Source organism: Nonomuraea sp. NPDC059007 (assembly GCF_042740555.1).
GTDB lineage: Bacteria > Actinomycetota > Actinomycetes > Streptosporangiales > Streptosporangiaceae > Nonomuraea.
In genome coordinates this window covers 1-17058 of record NZ_JBHYJD010000019.1, presented here as the reverse complement: position 1 = coordinate 17058, position 17058 = coordinate 1, and the positions used below count along the sequence as shown (strand labels likewise).

General features: G+C 70.8%; 22 protein-coding genes. 14 read left to right on the top strand and 8 right to left on the bottom strand.

The features are described 5' to 3' along the window. The first annotated feature begins 28 nt into the window (after nucleotides 1–28). The 8 genes from ACFWY5_RS29075 to ACFWY5_RS29040 are packed head-to-tail and all read left to right on the top strand — an operon-like array spanning nucleotide 29 to nucleotide 6681. Entirely contained in the window at nucleotides 29–364 is a 336-nt protein-coding gene (locus ACFWY5_RS29075) for a PadR family transcriptional regulator (RefSeq protein WP_379635625.1), read from the top strand. Further along, nucleotides 361–1359, top strand: a complete 999-nt coding sequence (locus tag ACFWY5_RS29070) for a hypothetical protein (RefSeq protein ID WP_379635623.1) — start codon at nucleotides 361–363, stop codon at nucleotides 1357–1359. The genes ACFWY5_RS29075 and ACFWY5_RS29070 overlap by 4 nt, the downstream gene beginning before the upstream one ends. A 33-nt stretch (nucleotides 1360–1392) precedes the next feature. Further along, the gene (locus ACFWY5_RS29065; protein WP_379618037.1) at nucleotides 1393–2694 is read left to right on the top strand and encodes a DUF2252 domain-containing protein; all 1302 of its coding nucleotides are present in this window, start codon (nucleotides 1393–1395) and stop codon (nucleotides 2692–2694) included. Then, nucleotides 2691–3626, top strand: a complete 936-nt coding sequence (locus ACFWY5_RS29060) for an alpha/beta hydrolase (protein ID WP_379635621.1) — start codon at nucleotides 2691–2693, stop codon at nucleotides 3624–3626. Before ACFWY5_RS29065 ends, ACFWY5_RS29060 begins: the two co-directional genes overlap by 4 nt. Continuing rightward, nucleotides 3623–4336 (top strand): esterase family protein, encoded by a 714-nt coding sequence (locus ACFWY5_RS29055; protein WP_379635619.1) that lies wholly within the window; start codon nucleotides 3623–3625, stop codon nucleotides 4334–4336. The genes ACFWY5_RS29060 and ACFWY5_RS29055 overlap by 4 nt, the downstream gene beginning before the upstream one ends. Continuing rightward, a complete protein-coding gene (locus ACFWY5_RS29050; RefSeq protein ID WP_379618031.1) occupies nucleotides 4333–5520 on the top strand; it encodes a hypothetical protein in 1188 nt (395 codons plus the stop codon). The genes ACFWY5_RS29055 and ACFWY5_RS29050 overlap by 4 nt, the downstream gene beginning before the upstream one ends. Before the next feature lie 39 nt (nucleotides 5521–5559). Continuing rightward, on the top strand, nucleotides 5560–6306 hold the full coding sequence (locus ACFWY5_RS29045; protein WP_379618029.1) for an SDR family oxidoreductase: 747 nt from the start codon (nucleotides 5560–5562) through the stop codon (nucleotides 6304–6306). A gap of 27 nt (nucleotides 6307–6333) precedes the next feature. After that, a complete protein-coding gene (locus tag ACFWY5_RS29040) occupies nucleotides 6334–6681 on the top strand; it encodes a signal peptidase I (RefSeq protein ID WP_379618027.1) in 348 nt (115 codons plus the stop codon). 22 nt (nucleotides 6682–6703) lie between these two features. On the opposite strand, the gene ACFWY5_RS29035 is transcribed toward ACFWY5_RS29040, so the two are convergent. The 3 genes from ACFWY5_RS29035 to ACFWY5_RS29025 all read right to left on the bottom strand — a co-directional run bounded on the left by ACFWY5_RS29035 (nucleotide 6704) and on the right by ACFWY5_RS29025 (nucleotide 8185). Next, nucleotides 6704–7501: a RimK family alpha-L-glutamate ligase gene (locus ACFWY5_RS29035; protein ID WP_379635617.1), complete on the bottom strand. Its 798-nt coding sequence runs from the start codon at nucleotides 7499–7501 to the stop codon at nucleotides 6704–6706. Nucleotides 7502–7584: 83 nt separating this feature from the next. Further along, a complete protein-coding gene (locus ACFWY5_RS29030) occupies nucleotides 7585–7839 on the bottom strand; it encodes a hypothetical protein (RefSeq protein ID WP_379618023.1) in 255 nt (84 codons plus the stop codon). 88 nt (nucleotides 7840–7927) lie between these two features. Further along, nucleotides 7928–8185: a hypothetical protein gene (locus ACFWY5_RS29025; protein WP_379618021.1), complete on the bottom strand. Its 258-nt coding sequence runs from the start codon at nucleotides 8183–8185 to the stop codon at nucleotides 7928–7930. 204 nt (nucleotides 8186–8389) lie between these two features. Here ACFWY5_RS29025 and ACFWY5_RS29020 point away from each other — a divergent pair, with 204 nt between their 5' ends. Then, a complete protein-coding gene (locus ACFWY5_RS29020) occupies nucleotides 8390–8992 on the top strand; it encodes an NIPSNAP family protein (protein ID WP_379635615.1) in 603 nt (200 codons plus the stop codon). Between the two features lie 33 nt (nucleotides 8993–9025). Beyond that, entirely contained in the window at nucleotides 9026–9556 is a 531-nt protein-coding gene (locus ACFWY5_RS29015; RefSeq protein WP_379635613.1) for an AAA family ATPase, read from the top strand. A gap of 48 nt (nucleotides 9557–9604) precedes the next feature. Here the strand turns inward: ACFWY5_RS29015 and ACFWY5_RS29010 are convergent, their stop codons facing one another. Together ACFWY5_RS29010 and ACFWY5_RS29005 are read right to left on the bottom strand one after the other, a co-directional pair. Next, nucleotides 9605–10507 (bottom strand): SDR family oxidoreductase, encoded by a 903-nt coding sequence (locus ACFWY5_RS29010; protein WP_379635611.1) that lies wholly within the window; start codon nucleotides 10505–10507, stop codon nucleotides 9605–9607. A 19-nt stretch (nucleotides 10508–10526) separates the two neighbouring features. Beyond that, nucleotides 10527–11285, bottom strand: coding sequence for an SDR family oxidoreductase (locus ACFWY5_RS29005; protein ID WP_379635609.1), 759 nt, complete (start codon nucleotides 11283–11285; stop codon nucleotides 10527–10529). A gap of 47 nt (nucleotides 11286–11332) precedes the next feature. On the opposite strand from ACFWY5_RS29005, the gene ACFWY5_RS29000 reads away from it, so the two are divergent. From ACFWY5_RS29000 to ACFWY5_RS28985, 4 genes are read left to right on the top strand one after another with little or no spacing between them, the layout of a single operon-like run. Continuing rightward, a complete protein-coding gene (locus tag ACFWY5_RS29000) occupies nucleotides 11333–12064 on the top strand; it encodes an enoyl-CoA hydratase family protein (RefSeq protein WP_379635607.1) in 732 nt (243 codons plus the stop codon). A gap of 8 nt (nucleotides 12065–12072) precedes the next feature. Then, nucleotides 12073–12846 (top strand): CoA transferase subunit A, encoded by a 774-nt coding sequence (locus tag ACFWY5_RS28995; protein WP_379635884.1) that lies wholly within the window; start codon nucleotides 12073–12075, stop codon nucleotides 12844–12846. Continuing rightward, nucleotides 12833–13549, top strand: a complete 717-nt coding sequence (locus ACFWY5_RS28990) for a CoA-transferase subunit beta (RefSeq protein ID WP_379635605.1) — start codon at nucleotides 12833–12835, stop codon at nucleotides 13547–13549. The genes ACFWY5_RS28995 and ACFWY5_RS28990 overlap by 14 nt, the downstream gene beginning before the upstream one ends. Then, nucleotides 13546–14574 carry an NAD(P)H-dependent flavin oxidoreductase gene (locus ACFWY5_RS28985; RefSeq protein WP_379635603.1) on the top strand — a complete coding sequence of 343 codons (1029 nt, stop codon included), beginning with the start codon at nucleotides 13546–13548 and terminating at the stop codon, nucleotides 14572–14574. Before ACFWY5_RS28990 ends, ACFWY5_RS28985 begins: the two co-directional genes overlap by 4 nt. Here ACFWY5_RS28985 and ACFWY5_RS28980 read toward each other — a convergent pair. From ACFWY5_RS28980 to ACFWY5_RS28970, 3 genes are all read right to left on the bottom strand, one after another. Then, nucleotides 14561–15232 carry a pentapeptide repeat-containing protein gene (locus ACFWY5_RS28980; RefSeq protein ID WP_379618005.1) on the bottom strand — a complete coding sequence of 224 codons (672 nt, stop codon included), beginning with the start codon at nucleotides 15230–15232 and terminating at the stop codon, nucleotides 14561–14563. The genes ACFWY5_RS28985 and ACFWY5_RS28980 overlap by 14 nt on opposite strands. A gap of 4 nt (nucleotides 15233–15236) precedes the next feature. Beyond that, a complete protein-coding gene (locus tag ACFWY5_RS28975) occupies nucleotides 15237–16751 on the bottom strand; it encodes a glycoside hydrolase family 3 protein (protein ID WP_379618003.1) in 1515 nt (504 codons plus the stop codon). A gap of 45 nt (nucleotides 16752–16796) precedes the next feature. After that, nucleotides 16797–17058 (bottom strand): hypothetical protein (locus ACFWY5_RS28970; protein ID WP_379635601.1); only part of this gene is annotated, 262 nt, incomplete at its 5' end.

The window sequence follows — 17058 nt, the reverse complement described above, 5'->3', positions numbered from 1 at the left end:
ATCCTGTCTCTCAGGATATAGTGGGGGCATGAATATCACGGAGCCCATGTTCCTGGCGCTGACCGCGCTGGTGGACGAGCCCCGGCACGGCTACGGCATCGTGCGGGAGGTCTCGGGCCTGTCCGGCGGCCGGGTCCAGCTGAAGATCGGCACGCTCTACGGCGCGCTCGACCGGCTGGCCGCCGAGGAACTGGTCGAGCTGGACCGTGAGGAGGTCCTGCAGGGACGGCTGCGCCGCTACTACCGGCTGACCGACAAGGGAGCCGAGGCTCTCCGGCAGGAGGCCGACCGGGTCACGCGCACCGCCGCCCTGGCCACCTCCAGGCTGCGCGCCAGGAACACCGCCATCGGGGGGACGGCGTGAGCCTGCTGGAGTTCCACTACCGCAACGTCCTGCGGATGCTGCCCGCCTCCTACCGCGCCGAGCGCGAGGAGGAGATGGTCGCGGCCTACCTGGAGTACGCGGGGGACGTCCCCGACGAGGTCAACCCCCGGCCGCGCTGGGGCGAGGTGTTCAGCGTCATGGGGCTGGCACTCAGGGTCCGCCTGGCGGGGGCTTCCGGGCCGCCGGTCTACTTCGCCTGGGGCGAGACCGTGCGCATGATCGCGTTGTTCGGGCTGGCCCTGCAGGCGATGTTGTCGGCTCCCTCGCTGCCGCTCCTGCCGGTGATGAGCGAGAACGAGCAGTTCTTCGGCGCGCCCGGCTCGGCCGACCGGCTGTTCGGCATCGGCGAGGTTCTGCTCCACAACCTGTGGCTGGTCGCCTACGTCGCCCTGGCGCGAGGGGCCGTGCGTACGGCCAGGACGGCGGCCGTGCTGGTCTTCGGCTGGTCGTTTCTGGTGCCCCTGGTGAGCGACTGGCGCGCGATGGAGACCGGCTACACCGTGCTGTCGGCGGTGCCGGTCCTGGCCCTGCTGCTCGGTTATCACCGCGACGTGCCGACGCCGCGCCGGTCCTGGTGGGTGGCGCTGCTGCCGCCCGCGGTCGCGGCGGCGGCCCTGTACGCGGTCAACCGCTATCTCACGGGCCGCCTGGCGGCCGGCGACACGACGACGCTGGACACCCTCTCGGCCTGGGCCGGCGTGCACGGCATCATCGTCATCGCCCTCACCGCCGCTGCGGTGGCGGCGCTGACGCTGGGGGCGGGCGGACCCGCACTGCTGGCGCTGGCCTTCTACGCGATGGTGTCGCTCCTGGCCAGGGTGCCCGACCTCTACCACTACCACGGCGGCGACGAGGAGATCTGGCAGGTGGCGGCGCTGCAGTGCTGGGTGCTGGGCGGGCTGACGCTCATCCTGGCGGTGGTGGGAGTGTGGAGGCTGCCGATTCATAGGAGACTCCAGGAAAGATCGGTCTAGGCGACCGGGCCGCGCGGACTTACCTTCCCATGTATGGGCACCACGGGCCGCGCGGCCCACATCCTCGACGTCCTGATCACCGAATTCGGCGATTCCATCAAGCGCGACCCGCACGCCTTTTCCCGAAAATTCAGGAAAATGGCGGCTTCGCCGTTCGCGTTCTACCGCGGCAGCGCCAGCGTGTTCTACGCGGACATGACCGCCGAGTACGCCGACGACGCCTACCTCGACGAGCTCACCAGCCGGGTCTGGATCCACGGCGACCTGCACGCCGAGAACTTCGGCACCTACATGAACGCCTCCGGCTCGCTCGTCTTCAACGTCAACGACTTCGACGAGGCCTACGTCGGCCCGTACACCTGGGACCTGAAGCGCTTCGCCGCCAGCGTGGCGCTCATCGGGTACGGCAAGGCGCTGTCGGACGAGGCGATCACCACGCTGGTGACCGAGTTCGGGACCGCGTACCTGGCCGAGCTGGGCGGCATCGCGCACGGCGGGGACGACGCGATCGGCTCCCTCACGCTCGACACCACCAGCGGTGTGCTGCACCGCGTACTCCAGACGGCCCGGCTGAGCACTCGCGTGGCCATGCTCGACGTGGAGACGGTGATCGACGACTATGACCGGCGCTTCGCCCTCATGGAGGGCCGTACGGCGGTCTCGCCGCACGACAGGGAGCGGGTGGTGGCGGCCTTCCAGGACTACCTGCACACGCTGCCCGGCGGCGCGAACCCGGTCGAGCACCACATCAAGGACGTCGCGCTGCGCAAGGGCGTGGGCATCGGCTCGGCCGGGCTGCCCTCCTACAACCTGCTGCTCGAAGGCCGCTCGCAGGCGCTGGAGAACGACGTCATCCTCTACATGAAGCAGGCCCAGGTGCCCGCCGTGGCCAGGCACATCACCGACGAGCGGGTCGCCTCCTACTTCCTGCACCAGGGACACCGCACCGCCGAGTCGCAGCGCGCGCTGCAAGCCTACGCCGACCCCTGGCTCGGCTACACCAGCCTCGACGGCGTCGGCCAGCTCGTCGCCGAGGTCTCGCCCTACTCCGCCGACCTCGACTGGGACGACGTGAACGAGCCGGAGGAACTGCGCTCGATCATGCGCGATCTTGGCCGGGCGGTGGCGCGCATGCATTCGGTGGCCGACGACGAGAGCAGCCACGACCTGGTGGACTTTTCAACAGAAGAGTCGATTGTGGCCGTAGTCGACAACGATTCTTCAGGATTTGTTGCGATGTTGGTGAATTTTGCACACCAATACGGGGCACAAGCCCGCAAGGACCATCAAACGTTCGTCGATCTCTTCAGGAACGGCCGAATCCCCGGACTATGATCCGCTTCTCCCTTCCCGATCCTGCCCACCGGCTGGCCGGTGTCCGCCTGTGGCAGGAGCTCGGGCTGCCCTCGGTCGACTTCATGTACGGCGCCGCCGGCTGGACCCTGGCCATCCCCCGCCCGCCCGTGCACCGGATGGAGTACCTCCTGGAGCTGCGCCACCGCGCCGGCGGCGTGGAGACCATCCTCGACCCGAGCAACCCCTTACGCGTACGCGGCGTCTTCGGGCCGAAGAGCGTGCTGGAGTTCCCCGAATACTCCCCGCCCGGCTGGCTCGCCTTCCCCGCCTCCTCCGGCGGCACCAGCGTGTGGGCGCCGGAGGGCGTCGGCGGCGACTTACCCCTGCTCGTGGTCCACGACGGGCCCGAGTACGACGACCTGGCCGGTCTCACCCGCTACCTGGCCGCCGGGGTCGCCGGTGGCTGGCTGCCGCCGCTGCGCGCGATCCTGCTGCACCCCGGCGACCGCAACGCCGACTACTCGGCCAACCCGGACTACGCCGACTTCCTGGCGGCGCAGCCGTACCGGAGCGCGACCGTGCGCATCGGGATGGGAACCAGCCTCGGCGCGCTGGCCATGCTGCACGCCCAGTGGCGGCATCCCGACCTCTTCGACGCGCTGTTCCTGCAGTCGGGCAGCTTCTTCCAGCCGCGCTTCGACGCCCACGAGCGCCGCTTCCCCTACTACGAGCGGGTCACCCGCTTCGTCGAAGAGGTGCACAAAGGTACGGCGGTGCGGACCGTACCCACGGCGATGACCTGCGGCGGCATCGAGGAGAACATCCACAACAACCGCGCGATGGCCGCCTCCCTGCGCACCCAGGGGTACGCGGTGACCCTGCGCGAAGTGCCCGACGTGCACAACTACACCGCCTGGCGCGACGCCTTCCATCCCCACCTGACGCGGCTGCTGCAGGACGTGTGCTCATGAGACGCGAGCTGATCGACGGCGTCCTGGCCTACGGTCACTGGGGGCGGCCGATGCTGGTCTTCCCCTCCGAGCAGGGACGGCCCTCGGACTTCGAGGACAACGGCATGCTCGGCGCGATCTCCGACCTGGTCGAGGCCGGGCGGGTCAAGGTGTACTGCGTGCCGAGCAACGACCGCGAGTCCTGGTCGAACCGGTCGATCCCGCTGGAGGAACGCGCCCGGCGGCACGCCGGCTACGAGCGGTGGATCGTGGAGAAGGTCGTCAACGCCATCGACGAGGACTGCGCGGGCGCCGACGACATCATCACGTTCGGCTGCAGCCTCGGCGCCTACCACGCCGCGAACTTCGCGCTGAAACGGGCGGATCTGTTCCCGCTGGCGATCGGGCTGTCGGGCAACTACGACCCCTCCGCGTGGCACGGCTGGGGCGAGCGCGGCGAGGCCGCGTACTTCAACAACCCGCTCGACTACGTGCCGCACCTGCACGGCGACCACCTCGACTGGCTGCGCGGGCGGCTCAGCGTGCTGCTGGTGTGCGGGCAGGGCCAGTGGGAGGACACCACCGGCTCGCTGGAGAGCACCAAGCGGCTGGCCGCCGCCCTGACCGGCGTCGGCATCAGGCACGAGCTCGACCTCTGGGGCCGCGACGTGCCGCACGACTGGCCGTCCTGGCGGGCGCAGCTCGCCCACCATCTGGGGAGGTTCGTGTGAAGCACCTGGTCGGACTGCTGCTGGGGACCGAGGAGGACTGGCCGGCCGCCTTCGAGGAGATCATGCGTAGGGCCATGCCCGCCTACGAGGTGGAGCGGGTCACCATCGAGCCGTTCGACCTGCGCGACGAGCCGCGCTACGACGTCGTCATCGACCGGCTCGCCTACTGGTACTACCACCCGCGCGAGTGGCTCAAGAAGATCGCGATGATGGACGACGTCTACCTGCTCAACAGCCCGTTCACGTTCCAGTCGATGGAGAAGCACACCGCCTACTGCGCGATGATGCGCCTCGGGCTGAAGGTGCCGGACACGGTGCTGGTGCCGTACAAGAATCCGCTCGACAACGCGCGGTACGCCTACACCTCGGCGCGCTACAACAAGGCCTTCGACCTCGACGCGATCGCCGAGCGGATCGGCTACCCGCTGTTCATGAAGCCCTACGACGGCGGCGCCTGGCGCGGGGTCTCGCTCGTGCGCGACGCCGACGAACTGCACCGCGCCTATGACGAGAGCGGCGAGATGCTCATGCATCTGCAGAAGGCCGTCGACGGGTACGACGCCTTCGCCCGCTCGCTGTCCATCGGCGCCGAGACCATGGTCATGCGCTTCCACCCGGAACAGCCGATGCACTCGCGGTACTCGGTGGACCACTCCTTCCTCTCGCCCGAGGTCGGCGAGGAGGTGGTGACCATCGGGCGGCTGGTGAACGCGTTCTTCCGCTGGGAGTTCAACTCCTGCGAGACCCTGGTCAAGGGCACCGACGTGCACCCGATCGACTACGCCAACGCCTGCCCCGACGTGGCGCTGACCAGCCTGCACTACTACTTCCCCTGGGCGATGAAGGCGCTGGTGAAGTGGACGGTGTTCTGCGCGGAGACCGGCCGCAAGCCGCGCATCGACCTCGACACCCGCGAGTACTTCGCCGTCGAGGGCACCTACGCCGAACGGCTGGCGGCCTACCGCGGGCTGGCCGACGCCTACTTCGAGACCGAGCGCTACCACGAGTTCTGCGCCGAGCGCCTGGCCCACCTGGACGAGGCGGTGCTCGACTGGGTGGCGGGGCCGTCGTTCGACCGGCTGCTGATGAACGCGGTGACCGCCACCTACCCGGCGCACGAGCACGACCGGTTCATCGCGCACTTCCGCGGGCTGCTGGCGTTGTGGGTGAAGGACAACTCGTGAGCTGGTGACCGACCGGTCGGTATGGCATGCTTCCGGAACATGACTCTGTTCTCGGTGGAAGGCAAGAAGGTCGTCGTCACGGGCGGCTCCCGCGGCATCGGCCGGATGATCGCGGCCGGGTTCGTGGCGGCGGGGGCGGAGGTGTACATCTCCGCCCGCAAGGCCCACGAGGTGGCCAAGACCGCCGCCGAGCTGGGCTGCACCGGGGTGCCGGCCGACCTGTCCACGCCCGAAGGGGTGGACGAGCTGGTCTCCGCCGTGGACGGCCCGCTCGACGTGCTGGTCAACAACGCCGGCGCCACGTGGGGCGCGCCGCTGGAGGAGTTCCCGCCCGAGGCCTTCGACAAGCTCTGGAACATCAACGTCAAGGGCGTCTTCTACGTGACGCAGCGCTTCCTGCCCCAGTTGCGCGCCGCCGCCAGCGCCGACGTGCCCGCCCGGGTGATCACGATCGGGTCCATCGACGGCATCCGCGTGCCCGGCCTGGAGAACTACGCGTACTCGGCCGCCAAGGCGGGCGTGCACATGCTCACCCGGCACCTGGCCCGCCAGCTCGCGCCCGCCCACATCACCGTGAACGCGATCGCGCCGGGGCCGTTCGAGTCCAAGATGATGGCCTTCGCCCTGGACGACCCGGCCACCCGCACGCTCATCGCCTCCCAGGTGCCGATGGGCCGCATCGGCCGTCCCGACGACATGGCGGGGGCCGCCATCTTCCTGGCCTCCCGCGCGGGCGCGTACCTGACCGGGACGGTCATCCCGGTGGACGGCGGCATCTCCTGCTGACGCCTTCGCCGGGTAGTCTCGGCGCGCGTGAACGTCTACGTGGGGAACGCCGGCCGGGACGCGGCGCTGGACAAGGGCTGGCTGCTCGGGCACTTCAAGGAGGCCGGGCTCCGGCACAGCGAGGATGTCGAGATCAAGTGGGGCGTCCACGCCGCCGGGGACAAGCGGCCCGCCTGGGTGCGCGGGGAGGTGCGCACGGCGTTGCTGGTGCTGATCAGCGGGCGCTTCCGGGTCGAGCTGCCCGGCCGCGACGTCCTGCTGGAGCGGCAGGGCGACTACGTGGTCTGGGGCCGCGGCGTGGACCACTCGTGGGTGGCCGAGGAGGATTCGGTGGTGCTGACCGTCCGCTGGCCCTCGGTGCCGGGGTACGCGTGACGCCCGGCACCGGTGCGTAGCGTCAGAGCAGTTCGCCCAGGGCGACGGCGAGATTCTTGGCGGCCCGCGGGGTGTGGCTCAGGTAGAGGTAGGGCTCGGTGAGCTCCAGCTCGATGATCGCCGGCCGGCCGTCAGGGAGCCGGACCAGGTCGACGCGGGCGTACAGAAGGGCCTGGGGGATGGCGGCAAGCACCTTCTCGGCCAGTTCGACCTGGTCCGGGGCAGGATCGCGCAGCTGCGCACGGGCGTTGTCGGCGTTGGTCATGCCCGGGGCGAGCATGGGCGTGCGCCGGACGGCGTGGCTGAGGCGGCGGTTGAAGTACAGCAGCGAGGTCTCGCCCTCGCTCTCCACCATGTCGAGGTAAGGCTGGACCATAGGCGTACGGCCCGCGGCCTCCAGAGCTGCGGCGTGGGACTGGGCGGCGGCGGCTTCGGTGGTTCTGATGGTGTCGCGGGCGCCCGCGGAGACGGCGGGCTTGACGACGAACTCCTCCCAGTCGGGCAGGTCGTGCGAGGACCAGTGGGTCGGCACGATGGGGACACCGAGATCCCGGAGATAGGTCTTGTCGGTGTTGCGCTCCAGGACGTCGGCCGGGTTGAGCAGCCGGGTCACCGCTTCGGCCCGGCGCGCCCAGGCCAGGAAGTCGGCCCTGCGGTCGGTGTAGTCCCACACCGAGCGCACGACCGCCGCGTCGAAGGCGCTCCAGTCGACGTCGGGGTCGTCCCACCGGACCGCGCGGCCCTCGATGCCGTGCTCCCGCCAGGCGGCGAGGGCCGGGTCACGCTCGTCGTCGTGGTTCTCGGGGTCCGCAAAAGTCACATAAGCGCACGTAATCATCCAGGAATGCTAATACGGCGCGAGCCGGGCCTTATACGGACCCGGCTCGCACGCTCACGTCCGGGCTAGTCGTCGATGGCGATGCCGGTGTGGCTGCCGTTCGCGCTGGTCACGGCGTTGCCCACGATGTTGTTGACGTTCGTGGCGCCGTGGCCGCCGACGTTGCTGGCGACGACGTTGTTCACGTTGTTGCCCGACTGCTGGGAATCGGAGTTCCGGCTCGCGTTGTAGTTCGCGTCCGCGTGAGCGGGGGCTGCCAGAAGCGTGGTGCCCGCGGCAGCGGCGACGACGAGACCGGTCATGCAGAGCTTCTTGAACATGCCTGTGTCCTTCCGAGGAGGATTACTGGGACCGTGCTCCGCCGGCTCGCCTGTGGCCGGACGGATGGGGAAGTTCGACGGTGAGCGTCTAGTAGAAGACGTAGATGACCGTGATGCTGCCGTTCGTCGTGGTCACGGCGTTGCCGCCGAGGTTGTTGACGTTGGTCGAGCGGCCGCCGCCCGCGTTGACGGCAGCGATCTCGTTGAAGTTGTTGCCGGACTGCGAGGAATCGCTGTTGCTGCTCCCGTTACCGTTCCAGCTGTCCGCGTGCGCAGGGGCCGCCAGCAAAGTGACGCCCGCCACCGCGGCCACAACGGCACCGGTGGCACACAACTTCTTGATCACTTCTGCTCCTTCATCGTCTTGTGACAGGCCGCACGCAGGGCCCAGGCATGCGACCGCCCCTTTGACTCACCTTGACCCGGAGGGGTCAAAGCCAATGTGATCGTATAACCGAGAGTGGTGTTTGGGTAGCTGTTAGTAATCAGAAGATTATTCTGGGGCTCCCGCTGACAGAGGATGTCAGCGGGGCGGTCCTAGCGTGCGCGCATGATCTACGAGCTGCGCCGCTACACACTGTGGCCCGGAGCGCGCGACACCCTCATCGAGTTGTTCGAGCGCGAGTTCATCGAGACACAGGAGGAGGCCGGGATCGAGGTGGTCGCGCTGTTCCGCGACCCGGGCGCGCCCGACACCTTCACCTGGATCCGCGCCTTCCCCGACATGGAGCGCCGGTTCCGGTCCCTCACGGACTTCTACACCGGAGCCGCGTGGAAGGCGCACGCGGAGGCCGCGCGGGCCACGATGGTCGACACCGACGACGTGCTGCTGCTTCGGCCCGTGCTGGTTCCGCCGTTCGCCGGGGTGAGCGGGGGCTCCGGCCAGGCTTCGCCGTACCGGCTGACGGTCTTTCCCGTCGCGGAGGGGTCCGTCGCGCGCTTCGCCGGGCTGGCGGAGGGGGCGGCGGCCTGCTTCGAGAGCGAGCACGCCGTGAACACCTACGCTCAGTTGCCGGTCAGGGAGGGGGAGAACGTCTTCGTCCGGTTCACCAGGGGCGAGGAAGCTCCTGCCGTGCCCGCCCTCGACGGCCATCTCACCGGGCCGCCGCGGCACTTCCTCCTGCATCCCACGGAACGCGGCCGCGTGCGCTGAAGGGGCCTCGGGCGGAGTGGATAGGTTGGGCTGATGGACGGGATCGTGGTGGTGGTCAGCGGGCCGCCGGGGGCGGGCAAGAGCACGGTGGGGCGGCTGCTGGCCGACGATCGCGAGCTCAGCGTCCATCTGCACACCGATGACTTCTGGGCCTACATCAGGAAGGGCGGCATCGCGCCGTACCTGCCCGGGGCGCGGCGGCAGAACGCGACGGTGATGAACGTCCTGGCCGGCTGCGCGTTCGGCTATGCGGCGGGCGGCTACTACGTGGTCGTGGACGGCGTGGTGGGGCCCTGGTTCGTGGAGGCGTTCACGCGGCGCGCGCAGGGGACGCCGCTGCACTATGTAGTCCTGCGGCCCTCCCGGGAGACGACGCTCACGCGGGCGACGGGCCGGGGCGCCGGCGCGCTGACCGACCCGGAGCCCGTGCTCAGCATGTACGCGCAGTTCACCGACCTGGGTGAGCTGGAGCCGCACGCCTTCGACTCCTCCGCGCTCACCCCGGCCGAGACCGCGGACGCCCTTGGCAAGGCCCTGGCGGAGGGCGGCTACCTGCTCACGTGAGCAGCGCCTCCGTCCCGGCGACCGTGGCACCCACCATCGTCTCCCGGCTCAGGCGCCATAGACCGGTTCCGGGGGCGGGGCCTGGGACAGGAGGGTGGCGACGGCGGGGCCGAGGTCGGCGGGGTTCCAGCGGGCGGTGGTGGTGACGGCGGGGCCGTGGTGCCAGCCGGTGGCCAGCGCGACCGTGCCGCCCTCGACCTCGAAGACCCTGCCGGTCACGGCGGCCGACTCCACCGAGCCCAGCCAGACGACCAAGGGGGCGATGTTGGCCGGGTCCATGGGGTCGAAACCGGTCTCCGGTCGCGCCATCGTCGTGGCGAAGACCTCCTCGGTCATGCGGGTGCGGGCGGCGGGGGCGATGGCGTTGACGGTGACGCCGTAGCGGCCGAGTTCGGCGGCGGCCACCTGGGTCAGGGCGGCGATGCCGGCTTTGGCGGCGGCGTAGTTGGACTGGCCGACGCTGCCCAGGAGACCCGCGCCGGAGGAGGTGTTGATGACGCGGGCGTCGACCCGGTCGCCGGACTTGTGGCGTTCGCGCCAGTGGGCGGCGGCGTGGCGTAAGGGCAGGAAATGGCCTTTCAGGTGGACGCGCAGGACGTCGTCCCATTCCTGCTCGGTCATGGACACCAGCATGCGGTCGCGTAGGATACCGGCGTTGTTCACCAGCACGTCGAGGCGGCCGTAGGCGCTGACGGCCGACTTGACGAGGCGGGCGGCGCCGTCCCAGGTCGCGATGTCGTCGGCGTTGGGCACGGCCTGGCCGCCCTCGTCGCGGATCCGGGCGACGACCTCGTGCGCCGGGCCCGAGGAACGGCCGGCGCCGTCGCGTTCCGCGCCCAGGTCGTTGACGACGACGCGGGCGCCCTGGCGGGCGTACTCCAGCGCGTGTTCCCGGCCGATGCCGCGACCGGCGCCGGTCACCACCACGACGCGACCCTCACAAATGCCCACACGACCTCCAATGATCCTTTTATCGCGCTATTTCAGCAGAAGTTAGCCAGCTCCAGGCAGGGGTCTCGCCGCCTCCGTGTACCTGGATCTGGGCGCCGGTCACGTAACCCGGCGCGGCCAGCCACAGGCAGGCCGCCGCCACGTCCTCGGGCCGGGCCATCCTCCCGGCCGGGATGGTGGCGCCGACCTGCCCGAACGCGCCGCCGTAGTGGCCGGCCGCGTTCTCCGTGGCGGCCAGGCCGACGACGACGGTGTTGACCCGGACCTCGGGCGCCCACTCGGCGGCCAGGCACGCGGCCAGATGGTGCAGGCCCGCCTTGGCCGCTCCGTAGGCCGAGGTGCCCGGGGACGGACGGACCCCGCTGGAGCTGCCGATCATGATCACCGAGCCGCCGGAGTCCTTCAGCAGCGGGTGGGCCCGCTGGCTCATCAGCAACGGGGCGACCAGGTTGAGCTCGATCACCCGGGCATGGAGCCTGGGCGAGGAGCCGGCCAGCGGCGCGTGGGGCGAGCCGCCCGCGTTGTTGACCAGCACGTCCAGCCGGGAGAAGCCGCCCAGCAACCGCTCGACGTCCTCGGGGTCGCGCACGTCCGCCCGCACGAACCGCACCGGGCCACCGGGCGCCGAGCCGGACGGTGAGCCGGGCGGGGGTGTGCGGGCGCAGACGGTCACGGTGGCGCCGGCGGCGGCGAAGGCGTGGGCGATGCCGGCGCCGATGCCCTTGGTGCCGCCGGTGATCAGTACATGGCGGCCGGTGTAGTCGTAAGTGGCGGTCACGGGTGCTACCGTACCAAGCAAGCGTTAGGTGCGACTATGGGAGCGCTATGGGGATCACGGTGCGCGGCGGGCCGGTCGCCGAGGTGGTGGTGGAGGTGCCGCCGGTCAACGCGCTGGCCGTGCGTGACTGGCACGACCTCGCCGACGCGCTGACCGCGACGGGCGCCGACGCGGCGACCCGCGCGGTCGTGCTCAGGGCAGAGGGCCGCGGCTTCAACGCGGGCGTCGACATCAAGGAGATGCAGCGGACCGACGGCCACGCGGCGCTGGTGGGCGCCAACCGGGGGTGCTTCGCCGCCTTCGCCGCCGTCTACGACTGCCAGGTGCCGGTGATCGCGGCGGTGCACGGGTTCTGCCTGGGCGGCGGCGTCGGCCTGGCCGGCAACGCCGACATCGTGGTGGCCAGCGACGACGCCTACTTCGGGCTGCCCGAAGTGGATCGCGGCGCGCTCGGCGCGGCCACCCACCTGGCCAGGCTGGTACCGCAGCATCTGATGCGCGCCATGGTCTACACCTGCAGGAACGTCACCGCCCAAGAGCTCCACGCCTTCGGCTCCGTCCTGGAGGTCACCACCCCGGACAAGCTCCGCGAAACCGCCCTGGAGGTCGCCGGCCGTATCGCCGAGAAGGACCCCCACGTCATCCGGCGCGCCAAGGAGTCGCTCAACGGCATCGACCCCGTGGACGTCAAGCGCAGCTACCGCTTCGAGCAGGGCTTCACCTTCGAGCTGAACCTGCTCGGCGCCGGCGACGAGCACAGGGAGAGGTTCCTGCGGTGACCAAGGTCATGACGATCGAGCGGGTCGTCGCCGAACTGGAGAGCGGGATGACGATCGGCGTCGGCGGCTGGGGCTCGCGCCGCAAGCCCATGGCGCTCATCGGCGGCATCCTGCGCTCACCCCTGAAAGACCTCACGATCATCTCGTACGGCGGCGCCGACGTCGGCCTCCTGTGCGCGGCCGGCAAGGTACGCAGGGTCGTCGCCCCGTTCGTCACCCTCGACTCGATCCCGCTGGAACCCCACTTCCGCCGGGCCAGGCAGGAGGGAACGGTCGCGTTCACCGAGTACGACGAGGGCATGTTCATGTTCGGCCTGCTGGCGGCTGCGCACCGGCTGCCGTTCCTGCCGACGCGGGCGGGTCTCGGGTCGGACGTGATGCGGGTGAACCCTGAGCTGCGGACGGTCCGCTCGCCGTACACGGAAGAAGAGCTCGTCGCGGTGCCCGCGCTGGAGATGGACGCGGCGCTGATCCACCTCAACCGGGCCGACACGCGCGGCAACGCGCAGTACCTGGGCCCGGACCCCTACTTCGACGACCTCTACGCGAAGGCGGCGAAGAAGACCTACGTCTCGTGCGAGCGCGTCGTGGACACCGCGGACCTGCTCAAGGCGGGACCGGTGCAGTCGTTGCTGGTCAGCCGGTCGATGGTGGCGGGGGTGGTGGAGGCGCCCGGCGGCGCCTGGTTCACCAGCTGCGAGCCCGACTACGGCAGGGACGAGGCGCGTCAGCGGCGCTACACGAAGACCGATTGGCGGGAGTTCCTCGATGGGCAGAGCTGATGTGTGCGTGGTGGCCTGTGCGGAGGCGTTCAGGGGGGACGGGGAGATTCTCGCGGCGGGGATCGGGGGCGCGGTCACCGTGCTGGCGGCGCGGCTGGCCAGGTCGGTGTTCGAGCCGGACCTGATCACTCATGACGGCGTCTGCCTGCTGACCGGTGACATCCCGGCTCTGGGCGCGGCGCCACGGGTGGTGGAGGGGTGGCTGCCGTTCCGCGACCACCTGTGGCTGGTCCTGAACGGCCGGCGGCACGTCATGCTCGGCGCCTCCCAGATCGACCGGCACGGCAACACGAACATCTCGGCCATCGGCGACTGGGCGCGGCCGAAGGCGCAGTTGCTGGGCGTGCGCGGCGCTCCGGGCAACACGCGCTGCGATCCGACCAGCTACTGGATCCCCCGGCACACCCCGCGGGTCTTCGTGGAGAAGGTGGACGTGGTCAGCGGGCTGGGCACGGACCGGGGCGCGTACGACCTGCGCCGCGTGGTGACGAACCTCGCCGTCCTGGACTTCGGCGGGCCGGACGGGACGATGCGGCTGGTGTCCACGCATCCCGGGGTGAGCGTGGCGGAGGTGGTCGCGGCCACCGGGTTCGCGCTGGACGTGGCCGATGAGGTGCCGCAGACCCGGCCGCCGACCGAGGAGGAGTCCGCGGTGCTGGCCGCCCTCGATCCCGACGGGCTGCGGGAGAAGGAACTCGCGTGAGGACGGCGCTGACCGACCTGGTCGGGTGCCGCCATCCGATCGTGCAGACCGGGATGGGGTACGTGGCCGGCGCCCGGCTGGCCGCGGCCACGTCGGCGGCCGGTGGGCTCGGGATCATCGCCGCCGCCACGATGTCGGTCGGGCAGATGACCGAGGCGATCAGGAGTGTCAAGGAGCGTACCGGGGCGCCGTTCGGGGTGAACATCCGCGCCGACGCCGACGACGCCGCGGAGCGGGCCGAGGTGATGATCAGAGAGGGCGTCCGGGTGGCCTCGTTCGCGCTGGCGCCCAAGCGGGAGCTGATCGCCCGGCTCAAGGACGCGGGCGTGGTCACGATGCCGTCCGTGGGCGCCCGGCGGCACGCGGAGAAGGTGGCGGCGTGGGGCGCGGACGCGATGATCGTCCAGGGTGGCGAGGGCGGCGGCCACACCGGACCGCTGGCGACCACGCTGCTGCTCCCCCAGGTGGTCGACGCGGTGGACGTCCCGGTGGTCGCCGCGGGCGGCTTCTTCGACGGGCGCGGCCTGGTCGCCGCCCTGGCGTACGGCGCGTGCGGCATCGCGATGGGAACCAGGTTCCTGCTGACCAAGGACTCCACCGTGCCCGACGCGGTCAAGCAGGTCTACCTGTCGGCCGCCGAAACCCTCGTCACCACGAACGTGGACGGGGTGCCGCACCGGGTGCTGCGCACGCCGTTCGTGGACTCGCTGCAGCGCACCCGGCTGCTCAGGGCCGTGCTCAACGGCGCCCGCTTCAAGAAGGTCTCCGGCCTGTCCTGGTCCGGGCTGCTGCGCGAGGGCCGGCGCATGAAGCACGGGCGCGAGCTCACCTGGGCCCAGGTGCTCCAGGCGGCCAACACCCCGATGCTGCTGAAGGCCGCCATGGTCGACGGCCGCGCCGACCTCGGCGTGATGGCCGCCGGCCAGGTGGTCGGCGTCATCGGCGACCTGCCCACGTGCGCGGAGCTGATCGAGCGGGTCATGGCCGAGGCCGAGACGACGCTGCGCGGGCTCACACCACGCTGAGGCCGCGGGCCAGCAGGATCGCGGCCGCCTGGGTCTGGTTGATGGTGGCGCCGGCGAACGCGCGCAGCTTGGCGTCGTCCGGCTCGCCGAGGTCGGCGCCGCGCAGGTCGGCGCCGGTGAACACGGCCCTGAGCACCTTCGTGCCGATCAGGCGGCAGTCGCTGAAGACGGCGTCGGTGAAGTCGCAGCCCGACAGGTCAGCCTCGTCGAAGCGCACGCCCTCCAGGAACTGGCCGCGCAGCGAGCAGCCGCCCAGGTTGGCCATCATCAGGTTGCACCTGCTGACCTTGAAGCCGGTGCCGCGCGAGGCGGTCAGCGAGGTGCCGATCATGCGGCAGCCGCTGAACGCGGCGTCGGTCATCAGCGCGCCGCCGAACCTGGCCGATGACAGGTCGACGTCCGTGAAGACCGCGTCGAGCAGGTCCGCGTCGGTGAACACCGCGCCCAGCCCGCCCCCGCCGGTGAACACGGCGCCGTCGAGGTCGGCCTTGCGGAAGTCGGCGCCGTCCAGGACGCAGGACTCGAAGCGGGCGCCGCCCAGCGAGGCGCCCCAGAAGTCGGCGCCGGTCAGGTCGCACTCGCGGAAGACGTGCGTCTCCTCCGCGGCGAGGCGTTCGGTCAGGGCTTGCCGGGAAAGGTCCTCGCCGTCGAAGTTCACGACGTCATAGGGTACCGGTGATCGCTTCGGCGGCGGCCTGTCCGCAGACGCGGGCGGAGCCGTACGTGGCGATGTGGACGGAACCCAGGTCGGTGCGGGCGGGCAGGCCCATCTCGACCACCACCGCGTCGGGACGGGCGCTGAGCAGGTGGCGCAGCGCCTCGCCCTGCCAGTCGTAGCGATGCGCGTCGCGCACCACGATCACCAGCGGGCGGTCCTCGGCGTCCTGCAGCAGGCTTTCCAGGGCGGCGCCGGTGGCCTCGCCGGCGGCCAGGCGGGTCACCGCGGTGCCGGGCAGCATCCTGGTCAACGGCTCGCCGACGCCCCACGGGGTGCCCTTGTCGATGGCCAGGTTCATCTCCGGCGACAGCTCGATGACCTGGGCGGGCCGCTTGATCGGCAGCGTGGGCGCGGCCGACCTGCGGGTGATGCGCAGGGCCCGGCGGGCGGCGTCCAGGCCGATGCGCTCGCCGGAGCCGTTGACGCGGCCGGAACCGGCGACCGGCCCGCCGGACAGGGTCCTGGCGCGGGCGGCGACGGTCCAGTCGGCCAGTTCCGTCACCCGGCGGGCGGCGTCGGCCAGGCGCTCCTCGGGCAGCAGCCCGTCGGACACGGCCGCGGCGATGGCGTCGCGCACCGAGATCGCGGTGGCCTCGTCGGCGTGCTCGCCGCCGACGCAGATGGCGTCGGCTCCGGCCGCGATGGCGCGGGCCGAGGCGCCGCCGATGCCGTACGCGCCGGAGACCGCGGCCATCTCGATGCCGTCGGTCACGATCATGCCTTCGAAGCCCAGCTCGTTCCTGAGCAGCCCGGTCAGCACCTTCTGGCTCAGCGTGGCGGGGGCGTTGGGGTCGTGGGAGGGGACGAGCAGGTGGCCGGTCATGACCGCGCGCACCCCCTCGTCGATCGCCGCGGCGAAGGGGGCGAGCGCCTCCTCGATCTCGCCGCCCACGACGGGGACGCCGTGGTGGGAGTCGACGGAGGTGTCCCCGTGGCCGGGGAAGTGCTTGGCGCAGGCGGCCACGCCGGCCGACTGCAGGCCGCGGACGAAGGCTCTGGTGTGGCGGGAGACGAGATCGGAGTCGGCGCCGAAGGCGCGCAGGCCGATGACGGGGTTGTCGGGGTTGGAGTTGACGTCGGAGGAGGGGGCGAAGTCGACGGTCACGCCGGCGGCGGCCAGATCGCAGCCGAGGTCGCGGGCGAGCGCCTCGGTGAGCTCGGGGTCGTCCACCACGCCGACCGCGTAGTTGCCCGGCCGGCTGCTGCCGGTGGCGACCTCCAGCCGGGTCACCTCGCCCGACTCCTCGTCGGTGCCGACCAGGACGGCGGGGTTCTCGGCGCGCAGGGCGGCGGTCAGTTCGGCCACCTGGGGGACGCTCGCGATGTTCCGGGAGAAAAGCACGACGCCGGCCAGTCCGTCACCGAGCCTGCGCAGCAGCCAGTCGGGGGGCGTCGTGCCTTCGAAACCGGGCAGGAGGACGGCGTCAGCCAGGCGCAGGAGGTCACGGCTCAAGGGCATGACCCGAAATCTAATAGGAAAGTTTCCTATTTGCTAGAGGCATTTTCAGACGTCAACACGGATGATCCGAAGACCGTCCGTGATGAATTCGGCGACAGTACGGACTCCTGAGGCTTCCAGCCCCTTGTGGGACACACGAAATCCGGTCGCGCCGGCCGTACCGGAGAGGTATCCGCGGTGTCCGTCGAAGTGCCGGATGTGCGGGTTTGCGGCCAGAACGGCTTCCGCGTCGGTCTCGGGCGGCCGGCTGGAGACGGCCGAGCAGACGAACTCGGCGCCCACCGAGGGCGAGGAAGGATCAAGAAAG

Excerpts from the sequence above, each read along its gene's own strand:
- ACFWY5_RS29015 (WP_379635613.1), top strand. The coding sequence starts at position 9,026 with ATGGACGGGATCGTGGTGGTGGTCAGCGGGCCGCCGGGGGCGGGCAAG.
- ACFWY5_RS28990 (WP_379635605.1), top strand. The coding sequence starts at position 12,833 with ATGGGCAGAGCTGATGTGTGCGTGGTGGCCTGTGCGGAGGCGTTCAGG.
- ACFWY5_RS28995 (WP_379635884.1), top strand. The coding sequence starts at position 12,073 with ATGACGATCGAGCGGGTCGTCGCCGAACTGGAGAGCGGGATGACGATC.
- ACFWY5_RS28975 (WP_379618003.1), bottom strand. The coding sequence starts at position 16,751 with ATGCCCTTGAGCCGTGACCTCCTGCGCCTGGCTGACGCCGTCCTCCTG.
- ACFWY5_RS29020 (WP_379635615.1), top strand. The coding sequence starts at position 8,390 with ATGATCTACGAGCTGCGCCGCTACACACTGTGGCCCGGAGCGCGCGAC.
- ACFWY5_RS29045 (WP_379618029.1), top strand. The coding sequence starts at position 5,560 with ATGACTCTGTTCTCGGTGGAAGGCAAGAAGGTCGTCGTCACGGGCGGC.
- ACFWY5_RS29060 (WP_379635621.1), top strand. The coding sequence starts at position 2,691 with ATGATCCGCTTCTCCCTTCCCGATCCTGCCCACCGGCTGGCCGGTGTC.
- ACFWY5_RS29000 (WP_379635607.1), top strand. The coding sequence starts at position 11,333 with ATGGGGATCACGGTGCGCGGCGGGCCGGTCGCCGAGGTGGTGGTGGAG.
- ACFWY5_RS29030 (WP_379618023.1), bottom strand. The coding sequence starts at position 7,839 with ATGTTCAAGAAGCTCTGCATGACCGGTCTCGTCGTCGCCGCTGCCGCG.
- ACFWY5_RS29075 (WP_379635625.1), top strand. The coding sequence starts at position 29 with ATGAATATCACGGAGCCCATGTTCCTGGCGCTGACCGCGCTGGTGGAC.
- ACFWY5_RS29065 (WP_379618037.1), top strand. The coding sequence starts at position 1,393 with ATGGGCACCACGGGCCGCGCGGCCCACATCCTCGACGTCCTGATCACC.
- ACFWY5_RS29055 (WP_379635619.1), top strand. The coding sequence starts at position 3,623 with ATGAGACGCGAGCTGATCGACGGCGTCCTGGCCTACGGTCACTGGGGG.